This is a genomic window from Steroidobacteraceae bacterium, assembly GCA_041395505.1.
Taxonomy (GTDB): domain Bacteria; phylum Pseudomonadota; class Gammaproteobacteria; order Steroidobacterales; family Steroidobacteraceae; genus JAWLAG01.
In genome coordinates this window covers 2,669,514-2,684,898 of record JAWLAG010000001.1, presented here as the reverse complement: position 1 = coordinate 2,684,898, position 15,385 = coordinate 2,669,514, and the positions used below count along the sequence as shown (strand labels likewise).

The window sequence follows — 15,385 nt, the reverse complement described above, 5'->3', positions numbered from 1 at the left end:
CTCTGCGACGACTTGCAGCAGGTTCAAAAGCGAATCGTGGCATTGATTCCGTAGGTCGGCTCCGAAAGCGCCGCCACGCAAAGATTCGACTCAGAAAGACCGGCGAGGCTGGTCATGCCATTGCAGTATTTCTCTCCGGTGAGATTCTCGCCCCAGACACCGACTTCGAATTGCTGCCGCTCGCCAAAGCGATAGCTGCCCCGCGCCGAGGCTGTCCAGTAGGCATCCTGGCTCAGGTTGCGGGCATTGGCGAGGTCGTAGGTCACATCGCCCTGGTAGCGGATATTCGCCTGCAGGGCAAGCGTCCCCGACGCCATGGGAATCTCGCGTCGCACCATGCCGGTGAACGTGACATCCGGAACATTCGGCAGCTTGTTGCCAGCGGATATACCCGCGATCAGACCGGCATCTTCGATGCGTGAATCATTCAGGCCGATTCCGGCCTGCAGATACCAACCGGGGCTTGGCAACCAGGTGAGTTCGGCCTCGAAGCCCTGCAGGCTCGATTTGGGTACGTTCAGCAGCTGCGGTACTGCCGTGCCCGTGCCCGGAACGATCAAAGGCTGAAACGACTGCAGGCCCTTCCAATCATAGTAGAACATGGCCGCATTGAGCCGCACGGTCTCATCGGCCCAGTCGGATTTGATGCCGAACTCATAGGCCCAGAGGATTTCCGGTTCGACGTCCTGGGCAGCGAGGCCGAGCAGCGCCTGGAGCGCCGCGATGCTGAAACCGCCACCCTTGAAGCCACGCGAAACACTGGCATAGAGCATTGCGGAATCCGAGACCTTGTAATCGAGCGCGACGCGCGCGCCCCATTCGCTCCAGTCACCATCGAGTGTTTCGACGGGTGGCTCGGCGAGCACCGGCAGGCTCAACAGCAGGCTCCGGCTGAGGAAGGCGCTGTCCGGGAGCGATGGGCAAAATGGCGGACCACCGTTTGGACCCACGCAGCGCACCGAAACAGCGTTCTGGCCTTTCTTGGTCTCGTTGGTCCAGCGAAACCCGGTGGTCAATGTGAGGTCATCCTGCAGATCGAATTCCAGCTGGCCAAAGGCCGAGAAGGAACGGTCCTCCTGGTCGACCATGGTGTTCGGCGTTACGTTGAACTGGTCAGGACCTGAAGGCGCGAGCGGATCTGGCGTGCGGCGTACCGCTGTCGTATAGCTCGCGTCCTCGCTGTAGTAGTAAAGACCTGCAATCCAGCGCGGGCTCGCCTCGCTCGTCGAGGCTGCGCGCAGCTCCTGCGACCACTGATCGTAGTCGCCGCCCTGGTAGAACTGGAAGATCGTCGTCGGCGAGGCATCGGCATCCTCGTTGTAGTCGACCTTGAGGGTCTCCCAGGTCGTCGTCGACGTGATCGTCATCGAGGCCAGGCGCCACTCCATGTTGAGGCCCGCGCCGTGCGTATCGAGATCCTGGCGGTGCTTGAGGTTGCCATAGACGTTTTCCCATTTCTCGTTCGGGTAGACGAATCCGGCACCGTTGGCGCAGTTCGGATTATTCTGCGGAATGATTTGATCGAGCGGTACGGCGCAGGGCAGTGTCTGATCGGTCGGGTCGAGAAATCCGACTCCCTTGAATGGCTGCGGATCGCCGCCCGACTGGCCGCCATGGATATTGGCAAGCAAGGTGAAGTTCTCGGTCGCATCTACCAGCAGTTGGATCCGCGCCGCCTGGCGATCAATCTCGCCGACATCCTGCCCGAGCGTGACGTTGTGAAACACGCCGTCGCGTGTATTGCTGACCGCGGCCAAGCGCACGGCGGCGCGCTCGCCCAGCGGGAAACCGACAGCACCCTCGAGGTCGACCTGGGAGTAGCGGCCGAACCCGGCTTGCAGATAGCCGTTGAGGCCATCGGCGACATTCGGTTTGTGGCTTATGTAATTGACGGCACCTCCGGTCGTGTTCTTGCCGAACAAGGTGTTTTGCGGTCCACGCAGCAATTCGACACGCTCCATGTCGAAAGTGGCGAACGAGACGGCAAAGGGCGAGTTGAGCGCGGCATCATCGAGGAAGACCCCGACTGCACCCACGACATTGAGATGAAAATCAGCTGTGCCGACGCCGCGAACGAAGAAATTCTGCTTACCACCACCCTGATCGACAACCATTGCGTTTGGTACGAGCGAGAGGATCTGTTGTGCTGAGTGAACGCCCAGGCGCGACAGCTGCTCGCCCGTGAAGGCATCGATCGCAATGGGTACATCCTGCTGCGATTCCGCGCGCTTTTGCGCGGTAACGACTACTTCTTCCAGCGTTTGCGCCAGCGCCGAGTTCGCGACCAGCGAGGCCGCGGCCAGTGCCAAGCTGCATCGCCACCAGATTCGTGCGTTTTTCACCGGGCAACTCATTTGTTTATCCCCCTGATTAGGTTTGTCGATACGTCGCGGTCTACTGTGAATGGCCATGTGCGCGCCGCTGTGCCAGCACACCTGGCAGCATCACGAACGCAGAAAGAACAAAAACGATGGCGGCGGTCCTGTTGACCGCGTCGTAGTTCGCCTCGCCGAGCAGGCGCGCTGCGATCATCGGGCCCACCGCGAGACCCAGCATTTGCATTGCGATGGCGAATACGACGGTGTGTTTCTTCGCATCGAAGTCGCCGGCGGTGGCGAGCATATAGGGCATGCTCAGGTTCCAAAGCAGGTTGAAGCCGCAGACCCCAAGCCAGTATTCCCGGGCGCCGATCTGACCCACCAGCAGATAGGCGCTTGCGGCGCTGCCCAGCACGCCGACGGCGAGCGGCAGCAACCGGCCGAATCGCTTCTCGAACACGACGACCACGAATGCGCCCGCGATTCCCGCGATCTGCGACACCATCAATACGTTGGCGACCTGCTGCTCTGGCATCCCGGCGTTGGTGCCAACCAGGAACAAGTAGGCCCAGATGATGCCGACCGCGACGTTGTAGATCAGGATGGCGATGAGCGTTGCATGGCTGAGCCATTTCGCATATTCGTAGTGGCCTGACGTGTCAGCATGTTCGAGGCCGGAGTGCGGCAGGGCGCCCACGAACCACAGGCCCGAGAGGCAGAAAAGACCGAAGAAAACGAGGACTCCGGCCATGCCTATATGTGCATAGGCGGTCGGCATGACGACCAGACCCAGCGCGCCATAGGTCAGTACCCAGACGATGATGTAACCGAAATTCCGGTCGGGATTCGCGGTGAGTCCCGCGAGCGAAAAGGTGAGCGAAATAATGCCGCCCGAGCCGATGCCGACGATGAATCGCAACAACATCAGGACCTGCAGGTCGCTCTGCCCGATGCACAGGAGGTTGCCGACGCCGGACAGCACGGCGAACGCGCCAATCAACCGGCGCCAGGAGTAGTGGTGTGCGGCAAATATGAGCGCCAGGGTCGTCACGGCGATGCCCCACATCTCCGCGGAGGCGACATACCCGGCCTGTTGTTCGGTCATGCCGAGTTGTTCGACCAGTCCCTGGACGAATCCCGGCTGCAAAATGAATACACAAGGGCCGATGACCGACAGGTAGAGGATGGCCGCCAGTGTTCGGCGGCTGTTCAGATCGATCGGCGGTGCCGCAATTTTGCTCGGCGCTTGGGCCATACGCAGGCAGTTCCCCCTTTATTTCAGCGAGCCTGTCCGGCTACTTGTCGATTTCTTTGAATGCCGTGTTGAGCGCTGCAATCATCTGGTCGCAATGTTCGCGCTGGAACACCAGAGGCGGCGAGATGATGATCTTGGTGCCCACGGGTCTCACCAGCACACCTTCGCGCCGCGCAACCGCAGCCAGCCTGGCGGCAAGCGGATCCTGCGGATCAACTGGCTGGCGGGTCTTCTTGTCGACCACCAGGTCGATACCGATCATCAGGCCCTTGCCGCGAACATCGCCGACGGACCTGGACTTTTCCAATGACTTGAGCGCACCCAGCAGGTACTCGCCCTGCACGCGGGCATTGTCCGGCAAATTCTCGCGGCGCACGATGCCTAGCGCGGCGATGCCGGCCGCGCAGGCGACCGGATGGCCCGCGTAGGTATAACCGTGCATGATGGCGCCATCGAAGGTCTGGTTATCCTCGAAGGCGCGTTCGATCCTGTCGTTGACGACGGTGGCGCCCAAGGGAATGTAGCCCGAGGAAATTCCCTTGGCGAAACACATGATGTCGGGCTTGACGCCCCAGCCGCGCGCGCCAAACATCGAGCCCGAACGCCCAAAGCCGGTGACGACTTCGTCCGCGATGAGCAATACGCCGTGCTTGTCGCAGACCTCACGTACCAGCGGCCAGTAATTCGGCGGCGGCACGATGACGCCGCCCGCACCTTGCACAGGTTCGGCAATGAAGGCAGCGACGGTGTCGGGAACCTGGAACTGGATTTCACGATCGAGCTGTTCGGCACAGATCTCGCCGAGCCTGACCGGGTCGTCGGTCCATGGGTTGCGATAAAGCCATGGCGAGTCGACGTGGAAGCAGCCCGGCAACAGCGGTTCGTAGTTGCGGCGGAATACGGAATTGCCATTGACCGATGCGCCGCCGAAGTGGGTGCCGTGATAGCCCTGCTTCAGGGCGATGAACTTGGTTCGTTCCGGCTGGCCTGCAAGGCGATGGTACTGGCGCGCCAATTTGAGCGCGGTTTCGATTGCATCGGATCCGCCGGAGTTGAACACCACCCGGCGCATACGTTCTTCGGCAGTGAAATCGAGTACCAGCTCCGCCATCTCAACGACCCGCGGGTGGGAGACGCCGTCGAACAGCTGGAAGTACTCGAGCGTATCGAGCTGTTGCTTGATGGCGTCCTTCACTTCGGTGCGGTTGTGGCCGACATTGACGCACCACAGTCCCGCGACACCATCGAGCAGCGTCTTGCCATGATCATCACGTACGTAGACGCCATCACCCTGGGTGATGTGGATCGGCTCGCGGGCGCGCGCCTCCGCCGGGTGGATCATCGGGTGCCAGAACGACTTCGCGTATGGGTTGGTCATCGATTGCATCCAGGTGACCCGTGCCATGGGCCTATCTAATGAGTATGGCTCCCAGGATGGCCGCATTATTGACAAAAACAGGCATAATATTGATAAATCAAGGCACCAAGGCCGTTTCAACATGCCAGCCAGCAGCCTCGCGGCCCCCGTCCCGACGATCGAACTCTCGGTGGTGAGATCCCTGTGCGATGCCCTGCAGTCGCACTCGCCCATGGTGAACAAAGGGCTGGAGAAATTCGCCATACCGCATCCAGCACAGATGCCGGCGCGCGGCGTGAGCGTGCAACGCGTACCGATGAAGAATTATCTCGCCTGGTTCGATTGGCTGGCGCAGGAGCTGCGCCAGCCATTGCTCGGACTGGAGTTGTCGCAACGGGTGGGCGCGGAAATGATGGGTGCAGTGGGCTACCTGTTTCTCAGTGCCGTCAATCTGCAGGTTGCCCTGCGCAATCTCGCGCGTTACACCAGCGCGATCCAGGACGCCTCGGTGCATGACGTCGACATCGTCGATGATCATCTGCAATTTACGTATCGAATTGCCGACCAGCAGCTCGAACCCCGTCGCCAGGACGTCGAGTTCTCGATCGGTTTTGTGTGGCGTCTGGTGCAGTTGTTCTCTTCACGGAGCTGTCCGTTGGCGCGCGTCGACTTCGAGCAGGAAAAGCCTGCGCTCGGGGTTGCTGCCTATGGACGCATTTTCGAGGCGCCTGTCCTGTTCGGGCAACCTGCCAATCGCCTCTATATCCACCGCAACGCTTTGCGTACCCCGTCCCGCCGCCTCGATCCGCACCTGTTTCCGATTCTCGAAGCGCACGTACGCGAACATGCGGCGAAGTATGGCCATGCGGACAGTTTCACGTGGCAGGTGCGCAGCTGCCTCTCCGAAGACAAGATGCAAGGCGGCGCGCGCGCGCCGGACATCGCGCGCCAGCTGGGGCTGTCGGAATCCACCCTGCAAAGGCGATTGCGCAACGAGCGGACCAGCTTCAAACGACTGCAGGACGAGGCCGCGAAGGATCTTGCCGGCCGCTGGATACGCCAGCCAAGCATCAGTATCGCGACCATCGCTCGCCGTTTGGGTTACGCCGAGTCCGCTTGCCTGACGCGGGCCTTCAGGCGATGGTTTGGCATGACGCCCCGTCGATACCGACGGTTCGTGTTGCGCTCAACGCTGGAAGCGCCGGAACAGGGCAGGGTCGGCGGGTGGCAAGCTTCCGTCTAGGCGGCACGCGGTCGCAGACAGAAATCGTTCCGCGGGAGCAAGTGCCCACCGATAGACTCGCCGGCACAGCGCGTAGGCATCGTGTCCGGCCCAATCGTCGGGCAGGAGAGCAGCGGGCAGGAGCGGATCGCGCAATTCGACTTTGCGAAATTCGTGTATCAACAAGGTGCGCAGCACGAATGCACAGCGCGGGTCGACGGACCGCTCATGCGCGACGGTGCGTGCAAGCGGTGCAAAGCGCTTCAGAAAACTGCGATAACGCGCGGCCAGTTCGTCGAGGTTCCAGCCACTGCGAACGATTTGCGCGAGTTCCTGCGAGCGCTCGTCGCATGCCGTCAGGACATGCACATCGCCCGCAAGGCCGGCCCTCGCGATGATCTGGCGGGTTGCTGATGCATCGTGCGCCGCGCTCACGAGCACGCCGCGCGCGATCTGGGCGAATCCTTCCCACGACAGGGATTGCGCCAGTTGCGCATTGACGCCGCGGCGTTCGCGGTGCGCGATGGCGACCGTCAAGCGGCCGTCCCATTGTCGACGCGGTGCTGCGTAGATGCGCGAGGTCGCGCGGGCGAACCGGTCCGCTCCGGTGCGGGCCAGGCGATATTCGCTGAGGCGGCCGCGGCGCCGGCTTGTGAGCCAGCCGTCGTCCGCCAGGCGGCTCACCGAGGTGCGCACCAGGCGCTCGGTAAGGCCAAAAGGCGCCGCCAGTTCGATCAGGCTTCGAAGCGTGATGACGCCGCCGCGCGGCGCAATGCTGTCACCAAAAATCGTGACCAACAGCGAGCCGGCGCGCAGGGGCCGCTGCCGGCCGAAATTCCTCACCAGGCTGCGGGTCGTCGACTCGACGGTGGTTGTCATCGCAGGATTGGGCCTGATGGAGTTGAAAAAAACTATCGTGACACAAAAATATTGTAGAGCAAAATTTTACGTGTCAGAATGATCCGGTTCTTGGACCGAGGGCGAGCTCATGTATACCCAGGGTTTGGACCAGGCCGGATCGGGGCAGGGCGGCACAGCCGAGCCTGCAGAGCTCGAAGCCCGCTTCCAGGCGCGTATCGACGCCGAGGAGAAGATCGAACCCAAGGACTGGATGCCGGCCGCCTACCGGCAGACCCTGATCCGGCAGATTTCCCAGCACGCACATTCGGAAATCGTCGGCATGCTGCCCGAGGGCAACTGGATAACCCGCGCACCCACTCTCTTGCGCAAGTGCATCCTCACCGCCAAGGTTCAGGACGAAGGCGGGCATGGCGCCTACCTCTACAGCGCGGCGGAGACCCTGGGAGTGTCCAGGGATGAGCTCATCGAACAGCTGCTGGACGGCAGCGCCAAGTACTCGAGCATCTTCAACTACCCGACGCCGACCTGGGCTGACATTGGCGCGATCGGCTGGTTGGTGGACGGTGCGGCGATCATGAACCAGATTCCATTGTGTCGTTGCTCCTACGGACCCTATGCGCGCGCCATGATCCGCATCTGCAAGGAGGAGAGTTTTCACCAGCGGCAGGGCTATGAAATCATGCTTCGGCTCGCTCGCGGCACTGCCGAACAGAAACACATGGCGCAGGGTGCGCTCAATCGCTGGTGGTGGCCATCGTTGATGATGTTCGGTCCTTCCGATGCCGACTCGCAACACACGGCGCAGTCAGTGCGCTGGAAGATAAAGCGATTCACCAACGATGAACTTCGTCAGAAGTTCGTCGACTTCACCGTGCCGCAGGCAAAGTTCCTTGGCCTGTCCGTGCCCGATCCCGATCTGCAATGGAACGAGGCGGCGAAATGCTACCGCTTCGGCGCGATCGACTGGGCAGAGTTCAAGCAGGTGCTCAAGGGCTTCGGGCCATGCAACGCCGAGCGAATGGCGGCGCAACGCGCCAAACATGAACAGGGCCGCTGGGTTCGCGAGGCGGCCAGCGCCTTTTCAGCCAAACAGCGCGAACGCGCCGCCGCGCGCGCGGCGTGAATTACGGAGCGACACTCGTGGCAAAACAGGACTGGCCTCTTTACGAAATATTCATCAGGGCCCGCGGTGGTCTCGATCACAAGCATGTCGGCAGCGTGCATGCCACCGATCCGCAGATGGCGATCGAGCATGCGCGCGATGTGTATACGCGGCGCCTCGAAGGAGTCAGCGTCTGGGTGGTTCCGTCTGCGCAGATCACCGCATCCGATCCCGCCGAAGCCGACGCATTGTTCGAGCCGGCGCGTGACAAGATCTATCGGCACCCGACTTTCTACCAGATCCCGGACGAGGTCGAAACACTTTGAAACCATTGGCAAATCAGGATCACTTCCGCTATGTGCTGCGCCTGGGCGACACCAGCCTGGTGCTTGGCCAGCGGCTTGGCGAATGGGTCGGGCACGCGCCGGCCATCGAGGAAGATCTTGGCCTCGCGAATCTGTCGCTCGATCTGCTTGGGCAGGCCCGACTGTTTCTGGCCTATGCCGGTGAACTCGAAGGCGCCGGGCGCGGGGAAGACGAACTCGCGTTTCTGCGCGCCGAGCACGAGTACAGCAATGTAATTCTTGCCGAGCAGCCCAACGATGATTTCGGCGTCACAATCGTGCGCCAATTCCTGCTCGATGCCTGGCAGTGCGAGCTGTATCAGGCCCTCTGCCAATCGAGCGACACGCGTCTTGCGGAGATAGCGGCAAAATCACTCAAGGAGTCGCGCTACCACCTTCGCTACAGCGGTGGCTGGCTGGTTCGTCTCGGTGACGGAACCGACGAGAGTCACGACCGGGTCCAGAGGGCACTGAACTTCCTGTGGCGCCACGTCGGCGAGTTGTTCGTTGCCGATGAGCTCGACGAGGCCGTTCTTGCCGCCGGCATCGGTCCCGATCCACGCACGCTGCGGGCGGCGTGGCAGCGATGCGTGGATGATGTACTTTCTCAAGCGACGCTCGCCCAGCCGCCCGATACCCGACCCGCCCTGATGGGCAAGCGCGGCGAACATGGCGAGCACCTGGGACATCTGCTTGCGCAAATGCAGTTCATGCAGCGAAGTTATCCTGGTGCAAGCTGGTAACCGGGCCCAATCGGATGAGCGACTCGAGCGCGCCTGGTGCGTCGTCGCCACCGTGCCCGATCCGGAAATCCCTGTGCTCACCGTCGTCGATCTTGGCATCATCCGCTCGATTGAGCCGCAGGGCGATCACGGTCTGCGGGTCGCCGTCAGTCCGACCTATTCGGGTTGTCCGGCGACAGCCGTGATTCATGCGAGTATCGAGGAAGCCCTGCAGGAGGCAGGATATTCGCCGGTGCAGGTACGCAGCGTTTTGTCACCGCCCTGGAGCAGCGATTGGATCAGCGAGGCAGGGCGCGACAAGCTACGAGCCTATGGAATCGCGCCGCCGCAGCGGCCGGTTGGCAGTACGCGGGCATTGTTGCACCCGCAGGCGGCAATCGCCTGTCCGCGTTGCGAATCGGTACACACCAGCCGCATCAGCGAATTCGGCTCGACCCCGTGCAAAGCGCTGTACCGCTGTGAAGATTGCCGTGAACCCTTCGAATATTTCAAATGCTTCTAAACTCATAAAGTTCGCGCCATGCTCCAATTTCATCCGCTGGTTCTGAAAAATCGTGAAACCATCGCAGCCGACGCGGTCGCATTGACTTTCGATGTCCCGGCCGAATTGCGCGACGAGTACGCATTCCGTTGCGGCCAGCACTTCGCGGTGCGGGCAACAGTTTCCGGCCGTGAATTGCGCCGGACCTATTCGGCGGCTGCCGAAGAGGGGGATGGTTTGCGGATCGGAGTGCGCGTACAAGGCGAAATGTCGCGCTTTCTTGCCGAGGAACTGCGCATCGGAGGCACACTCGATGTAATGACTCCCGGCGGAAGGTTTCGTCCGCGTGAAGGTGCCGAACCCGGCAGGCGCTATGTGGCGTTCGCGGCTGGTAGCGGTATTACACCGATACTGTCGATCGCTTCCACGTGCCTGGCGCGCAACCCCGATTGCGATTTCACCATCTTCTATCTGAATCGCGACAGCGCGCGCAGCATGTTCGTCAATGAACTGCTGTCCCTCAAGAATCGCTACCTGCAACGATTCTCGCTTCACTTTCTGATGACTGCCGAGCCGCAGGATGCCGATATCTTCAACGGCCGGCTGAACTCGGAGAAGATCAAGGACCTTGCGGATCGGGTCGTCGATTTCTCCATCGTCGACGAATTCTTCATTTGCGGCCCGGGAGGCATGATCGACACGGTCAAGGCAGCGCTGAAGGCGCAGGGTGTCCAGGGCCAGATCCATGTCGAACGATTCACCATGGCGAATGGCACGACAGGCACGGGACAAGGCGTCGCGGTGAGTCCATCGGCGGCGAAAGCCGCGGCAGGCGCGGGCGCCGAAGTCATCGTGCAACAGGATGGACGCCGGCGCACCTTTCGCATGTTGCGCCAGGACGCGACCCTGCTCGAAGCGGCCGAGCAGGCGGGTCTCGAGCTGCCATTTTCCTGTCGTGACGGCATATGCTCGACCTGTCGCACACGGGTCGTCGAGGGGAGCGTGCGCATGGAGCGCAACCTCGCCCTGGAGGATTGGGAGGTCGAAGCCGGTTTCGTGCTCTGTTGCCAGGCGCGCCCAACGAGTCCACGTGTAGTCATCAGCTATGACGAGAAGTGAACAGTGATGCGATTCGAGAACATCCTGTTCGAGATTCAAGGGGCCATTGCGCGCCTGACCTTCAATCGCCCTGAGCGCCTTAACAGCTTCACGACGGCGATGCATGCGGAAATCCGCAGCGCTTTGCATTCCTTGCAGGAATCGGCGGCGCGCGTACTGGTCATCACCGGCGCCGGGAGGGGATTCTGTGCCGGCCAGGATCTGGGTGATCGCGCTGTTGCGCCCGGCGGACCCCGCGTCGATCTCGGCGAGTCGATCGAGCGCAACTACAATCCGCTCGTGCTCGCCCTGCGAGAGTTGCCAATGCCGGTCATCGCAGCGGTCAACGGCGTTGCAGCAGGTGCCGGGGCGAACGTCGCACTCGCCTGCGACCTGGTCATCGCCGCGCGCTCGGCGAGTTTCGTGCAGGCGTTCTGCCGACTCGGGCTCGTGCCCGATTCGGGTGGCACCTGGATCCTGCCCCGGCTGCTTGGCAATGCGCGCGCGATGGGGCTCGCATTGCTGGGTGAGAAGCTCACGGCCGAGCGTGCAGCCGAGTGGGGCCTCATCTGGCGCTGCGTCGAGGACAGCGAATTGTCAGGAGCAGTCGATGAGCTGGCTGCCGAGCTCGCAGCGGCACCCACGCTGGGGCTCGCGCGCACCAAGCAGGCGATCTACCAGTCGTGGAATCATGATTTTCGCCAGCAACTGGATCGCGAGCGCGATTGGCAGCGCGAGCTTGGCGCATCCGAGGACTATGCCGAAGGCGTTGCCGCATTTGCGCAAAAGCGCAGCCCAAATTTTCGCGGCCGCTGATCGGCCGCTTCACGATGACCCCCACGCAAAAGGCAGCAGATCAGTCTCTCGCATCGCGCGTCGCTGCTGCAATGTTCGAACGCGACAGCGCTTCGCGGGCACTGCAGATGGTCATCGAAGAGGTGCGGCCGGGTTTCGCGCGTGTGCGGATGTTGGTGCGGGCGGACATGGTCAATGGTCACCGCATCTGCCACGGCGGGATGGTGTTCTCGCTGGCCGACAGCGCTTTTGCCTTCGCCTGCAATTCGCACAACCGCGTTGCCGTTGCGGCGGCCTGCAGTATCGATTTTGTTTCACCGGCGCGTGAAGGCGATGTGCTCACCGCCGAGGCCGTCGAGAAAACCCACGACGGTCGCAACGGCATCTACGACGTGCGAGTTACGAATGGCGATGAGCGCACCGTCGCCATGTTCCGCGGCCGTTCCCGTGCGCGCGAAGAGAAAATCATCGACGATTGAAACAGGGGGTCTCGATCAATGGCTGATGCATTCATTTGCGACGCGGTGCGTACGCCTATCGGGCGCCACGGTGGCGCGCTGGCAGCCGTGCGAACTGACGATCTTGCGGCGGTCCCGCTGCGTGCGCTGGTGGCCCGCAACACGGGCGTCGATTGGCAGGCGCTCGACGATGTGATACTCGGTTGCGCGAATCAGGCAGGCGAGGATAATCGTAATGTCGCGCGCATGGCGGCGCTGTTGGCGGGATTACCGCAGACCGTGGCGGGTGTCACCGTCAATCGATTATGCGGCTCGGGGCTCGACGCGGTTGCCATGGCGGCGCGGCAGATCGCCACGGGCGATGCCGACATGGTGGTCGCGGGCGGCGTCGAGAGCATGACCAGGGCGCCTTATGTGTTGTCCAAAGCCGAAAACGCTTTTGGTCGCGAGCAGCAGATCTTCGATACCACCATCGGCTGGCGGTTCATCAACCAGGCGCTCGCGAAGCAATATGGCACGGATTCAATGCCGGAGACGGCCGAGAACGTCGCCGCGCGTGCCGCAATATCGCGAGCCGATCAGGACGCGTTCGCCCTGCGCAGCCAGCAGCGTGCGTTGGCAGCGCAGGCGGCCGGGCGCCTGGCCGAGGAGATCGTTCCGGTCAGCATCGCGCAGCGCAAGGGCGATCCTCGGGTTGTAAGCGAGGACGAACATCCGCGTGCCACGACCCTGGAGTCTTTGGCCCGCCTCGGCACGCCGTTTCGCAAGGATGGAACGGTGACGGCGGGCAATGCGTCCGGGGTCAACGATGGCGCCTGCGCGCTGATCATCGCAAGCGAAGCCGCGGCAAAACGCCATGGGCTTCGGCCGCGCGCACGCGTGCGCAGTGCTGCCGTGGCGGGCGTCGAACCCAGCGTCATGGGGCTGGGTCCCGTACCCGCGACCCGCAAGCTCCTGGCCCGAACGGGAATCAAGATCAACCAGCTAGACGTCATCGAACTGAACGAGGCGTTCGCGGCGCAGGCGCTGGCCGTCTTGCGCGAGCTTGGCATTGCCGACGACGCCGAGCATGTCAATCCGAATGGTGGCGCGATCGCGCTTGGCCATCCACTTGGCATGAGCGGCGCGCGTTTGGTCACGACGGCGACGCTGGAGCTCGAGAAGCGTAATGCACGATTGGCGTTGTGCACGATGTGTATTGGTGTCGGTCAGGGAATCGCAATGATTATCGAACGTGTCTGAAGCAGAGCAGAGGTCGAGATGACAACAAGACTTGCAAGTTTCGTTACGGGGCAGTGGCGCACAGGACGCGGCGAAGGTGTGGCGCTGCGAGACGCCACGACCGGCGACATCATCGCGCTGTCCTCGTCGGAAGGCCTCGATTTTGCCGCTATTCTGGCTCATGCCCGCGGCGTGGGCGGGCCCGCGTTGCGCGCGATGACCTGCCGCGAGCGCGCATCGATGTTGAAGGCACTCGGCAAGCGATTGATGGATTTCAAGGAGGAATTCTACGAAGCCTCATATGCCACCGGGGCGACGCGTGCCGATTCCTGGCCGGATATCGAGGGTGGCATCGGCACGATGCTCGTTTTCGCGAGCAAGGGCGCTCGCGAACTACCTGACAGCAACGTCTTCCTCGATGGCGCAACCGAGATCCTCTCGCGCGGCGGAACCTTCCTGGGTCAGCACATCTGCGTGCCGCTGGAGGGTGCCGCTGTCCATATCAATGCCTTCAATTTCCCTGTTTGGGGGATGCTCGAGAAGCTGGCGCCTGCGCTGCTCGCCGGTGTGCCGGTCGTCGTCAAGCCGGCAACGGCAACGGCGTTTCTGACCGAACGTGTCGTGCGCCGCATCATCGAGACGGGACTGCTGCCCGAGGGCTCGCTGCAGCTCGTCTGCGGCAGCCTTGGCAACCTGTTCGATCATCTGACTTGCCAGGACATCGTGTCATTCACCGGTTCGGCCGCGACGGCGCAGAAGTTGCGCACCCATCCGGTCGTGGTGGCGAATGCGGTGCGATTCATCGCCGAAACGGATTCGCTCAACTCCTCGATACTCGGGGCCGACGCGCGCGAAGGCACGGCGGAATTCGACTTGTTCGTGCGTGAAGTCGTCCGCGAGATGACCGCCAAGGCCGGGCAGAAATGCACCGCCATCCGCAAGGCGATCGTGCCGCGCGAACAGCTCGCTGCGGTTGCGGGTGCCCTGCAGGCGGCGCTCCGCAAGATCGTGGTCGGCGATCCACGCAGCAAGAGCGTGCGCATGGGTCCACTCGCGACGCTCGACCAGCGGCGCGAAGTGCTCTCCTGCGTCGAGCAGCTGCGCAGCGAGGCAGCGGTGATTCATGGCGATGGCCAGGAGGGCGAGCTCATCGATGCCGATCACGGTCGCGGCGCATTCGTGTTCCCCATACTCCTTCAGTGCCGGGACGCACGCTCGGCGCGTCTGGTGCACAGCGTTGAGGCCTTCGGGCCGGTTGCGACGCTGTTGCCCTTCGATTCGAACGCGGAGGCGATCGAGATTGCGCGGCTGGGCGCGGGAAGCCTGGCCGGCTCCGTATTCACCGGGGATGCAGAAATCGCCAGTGAGTTGGTGCTTGGGCTCGCGCCTTATCACGGCCGACTTCTGGTCATCGACCGGAACTGCGCCAAGGAGTCGACCGGCCACGGTTCGCCACTTGCGCATCTGGTGCATGGCGGGCCAGGGCGTGCGGGCGGCGGCGAGGAAATGGGCGGCATACGCGGCGTGCTGCACTACATGCAGCGCACCGCGGTACAGGGTGGTCCGGACACGCTGACTGCGGTAGGCGGCCGATGGGTGAGAGGGAGCCGCGAGCTCGATCCGGGCAGGCATCCGTTTCGCAAACCCCTCACGGAGCTACGCATCGGAGACAGTTTCAATTCGCGTGAACGCGTAGTCACGATCGATGACATCGAGGCTTTTGCCGCGCTGTCTGGCGATAATTTCTATGCCCACATGGACGAGCAGCAGGCCGCACGCAATCCGCTATTTGGCGGACGCGTGGCGCATGGTTATTTTCTGATTTCCGCGGCGGCAGGATTGTTTGTCGATCCGGACTACGGTCCGGTGCTCGGCAACTATGGGCTGGACAACCTGCGTTTCGTAAAACCCGCCAAGCCGGGCGATCGCATCAAGGTGCGACTGACCTGCAAATCGAAGCGTCTGCGCGCCGACAAGGGCTGGGGAGAAGTTGCCTGGGACACCGAGATCACCAACCAGGACAACGAAACAGTTGCTTCGTACGATGTCCTGACTATGGTGAGTGTGCGCGAAGTGCCGGATTCCGTGGTCGAGCAGGGCGGTGAGTCACGAGCGTCCTGAGGCGCTGAC

The 15,385-nt window shown here is 62.4% G+C and carries 14 protein-coding genes; 10 read left to right on the top strand and 4 right to left on the bottom strand.

Annotated elements, in window-relative coordinates:
• Positions 1–23: 23 nt before the first annotated feature.
• Genes R3E77_12470 through R3E77_12460 form a run of 3 tightly spaced genes read right to left on the bottom strand, consistent with a single transcriptional unit; the run spans position 24 to position 4,951 of the window.
• The gene (locus tag R3E77_12470) at positions 24–2,342 is read right to left on the bottom strand and encodes a TonB-dependent receptor (GenBank protein MEZ5500229.1); all 2,319 of its coding nucleotides are present in this window, start codon (positions 2,340–2,342) and stop codon (positions 24–26) included.
• A gap of 52 nt (positions 2,343–2,394) precedes the next feature.
• Positions 2,395–3,573, bottom strand: a complete 1,179-nt coding sequence (locus R3E77_12465) for an MFS transporter (protein MEZ5500228.1) — start codon at positions 3,571–3,573, stop codon at positions 2,395–2,397.
• A gap of 40 nt (positions 3,574–3,613) precedes the next feature.
• Entirely contained in the window at positions 3,614–4,951 is a 1,338-nt protein-coding gene (locus tag R3E77_12460) for an aminotransferase class III-fold pyridoxal phosphate-dependent enzyme (GenBank protein MEZ5500227.1), read from the bottom strand.
• A gap of 121 nt (positions 4,952–5,072) precedes the next feature.
• On the opposite strand from R3E77_12460, the gene R3E77_12455 reads away from it, so the two are divergent.
• Positions 5,073–6,173: an AraC family transcriptional regulator ligand-binding domain-containing protein gene (locus R3E77_12455; GenBank protein MEZ5500226.1), complete on the top strand. Its 1,101-nt coding sequence runs from the start codon at positions 5,073–5,075 to the stop codon at positions 6,171–6,173.
• Here the strand turns inward: R3E77_12455 and paaX are convergent.
• Complete coding sequence (gene paaX / locus R3E77_12450) at positions 6,117–7,031, bottom strand: phenylacetic acid degradation operon negative regulatory protein PaaX (protein MEZ5500225.1); 915 nt, start codon at positions 7,029–7,031, stop codon at positions 6,117–6,119. The two genes, R3E77_12455 and paaX, sit on opposite strands and share 57 nt — an antisense overlap.
• A gap of 109 nt (positions 7,032–7,140) precedes the next feature.
• Between paaX and paaA the strand changes: the two genes are divergently transcribed.
• The 9 genes from paaA to paaZ are packed head-to-tail and all read left to right on the top strand — an operon-like array spanning position 7,141 to position 15,376.
• Complete coding sequence (paaA, locus tag R3E77_12445) at positions 7,141–8,136, top strand: 1,2-phenylacetyl-CoA epoxidase subunit PaaA (protein MEZ5500224.1); 996 nt, start codon at positions 7,141–7,143, stop codon at positions 8,134–8,136.
• Between the two features lie 17 nt (positions 8,137–8,153).
• A complete protein-coding gene (gene paaB, locus R3E77_12440; protein MEZ5500223.1) occupies positions 8,154–8,441 on the top strand; it encodes a 1,2-phenylacetyl-CoA epoxidase subunit PaaB in 288 nt (95 codons plus the stop codon).
• Entirely contained in the window at positions 8,438–9,202 is a 765-nt protein-coding gene (paaC, locus tag R3E77_12435) for a 1,2-phenylacetyl-CoA epoxidase subunit PaaC (GenBank protein MEZ5500222.1), read from the top strand. Before paaB ends, paaC begins: the two co-directional genes overlap by 4 nt.
• Positions 9,189–9,704 (top strand): 1,2-phenylacetyl-CoA epoxidase subunit PaaD, encoded by a 516-nt coding sequence (paaD, locus tag R3E77_12430; protein ID MEZ5500221.1) that lies wholly within the window; start codon positions 9,189–9,191, stop codon positions 9,702–9,704. Before paaC ends, paaD begins: the two co-directional genes overlap by 14 nt.
• Positions 9,705–9,722: 18 nt before the next feature.
• The gene (locus tag R3E77_12425; protein MEZ5500220.1) at positions 9,723–10,802 is read left to right on the top strand and encodes a 2Fe-2S iron-sulfur cluster-binding protein; all 1,080 of its coding nucleotides are present in this window, start codon (positions 9,723–9,725) and stop codon (positions 10,800–10,802) included.
• 6 nt (positions 10,803–10,808) lie between these two features.
• Positions 10,809–11,597: a 2-(1,2-epoxy-1,2-dihydrophenyl)acetyl-CoA isomerase PaaG gene (gene paaG, locus R3E77_12420; GenBank protein ID MEZ5500219.1), complete on the top strand. Its 789-nt coding sequence runs from the start codon at positions 10,809–10,811 to the stop codon at positions 11,595–11,597.
• A 14-nt stretch (positions 11,598–11,611) separates the two neighbouring features.
• Positions 11,612–12,055 carry a hydroxyphenylacetyl-CoA thioesterase PaaI gene (paaI, locus tag R3E77_12415; GenBank protein MEZ5500218.1) on the top strand — a complete coding sequence of 148 codons (444 nt, stop codon included), beginning with the start codon at positions 11,612–11,614 and terminating at the stop codon, positions 12,053–12,055.
• 18 nt (positions 12,056–12,073) lie between these two features.
• Positions 12,074–13,276 carry a 3-oxoadipyl-CoA thiolase gene (pcaF, locus tag R3E77_12410; GenBank protein MEZ5500217.1) on the top strand — a complete coding sequence of 401 codons (1,203 nt, stop codon included), beginning with the start codon at positions 12,074–12,076 and terminating at the stop codon, positions 13,274–13,276.
• An 18-nt stretch (positions 13,277–13,294) separates the two neighbouring features.
• Positions 13,295–15,376 carry a phenylacetic acid degradation bifunctional protein PaaZ gene (gene paaZ / locus R3E77_12405; GenBank protein MEZ5500216.1) on the top strand — a complete coding sequence of 694 codons (2,082 nt, stop codon included), beginning with the start codon at positions 13,295–13,297 and terminating at the stop codon, positions 15,374–15,376.
• Positions 15,377–15,385 lie beyond the last annotated feature (9 nt).

Coding starts and splice junctions, on each gene's coding strand:
- R3E77_12460 (MEZ5500227.1), bottom strand. CDS start 4,951: ATGACCAACCCATACGCGAAGTCGTTCTGGCACCCGATGATCCACCCG.
- pcaF (MEZ5500217.1), top strand. CDS start 12,074: ATGGCTGATGCATTCATTTGCGACGCGGTGCGTACGCCTATCGGGCGC.
- paaX (MEZ5500225.1), bottom strand. CDS start 7,031: ATGACAACCACCGTCGAGTCGACGACCCGCAGCCTGGTGAGGAATTTC.
- paaA (MEZ5500224.1), top strand. CDS start 7,141: ATGTATACCCAGGGTTTGGACCAGGCCGGATCGGGGCAGGGCGGCACA.
- R3E77_12455 (MEZ5500226.1), top strand. CDS start 5,073: ATGCCAGCCAGCAGCCTCGCGGCCCCCGTCCCGACGATCGAACTCTCG.
- paaZ (MEZ5500216.1), top strand. CDS start 13,295: ATGACAACAAGACTTGCAAGTTTCGTTACGGGGCAGTGGCGCACAGGA.
- R3E77_12425 (MEZ5500220.1), top strand. CDS start 9,723: ATGCTCCAATTTCATCCGCTGGTTCTGAAAAATCGTGAAACCATCGCA.
- R3E77_12465 (MEZ5500228.1), bottom strand. CDS start 3,573: ATGGCCCAAGCGCCGAGCAAAATTGCGGCACCGCCGATCGATCTGAAC.
- paaG (MEZ5500219.1), top strand. CDS start 10,809: ATGCGATTCGAGAACATCCTGTTCGAGATTCAAGGGGCCATTGCGCGC.
- paaI (MEZ5500218.1), top strand. CDS start 11,612: ATGACCCCCACGCAAAAGGCAGCAGATCAGTCTCTCGCATCGCGCGTC.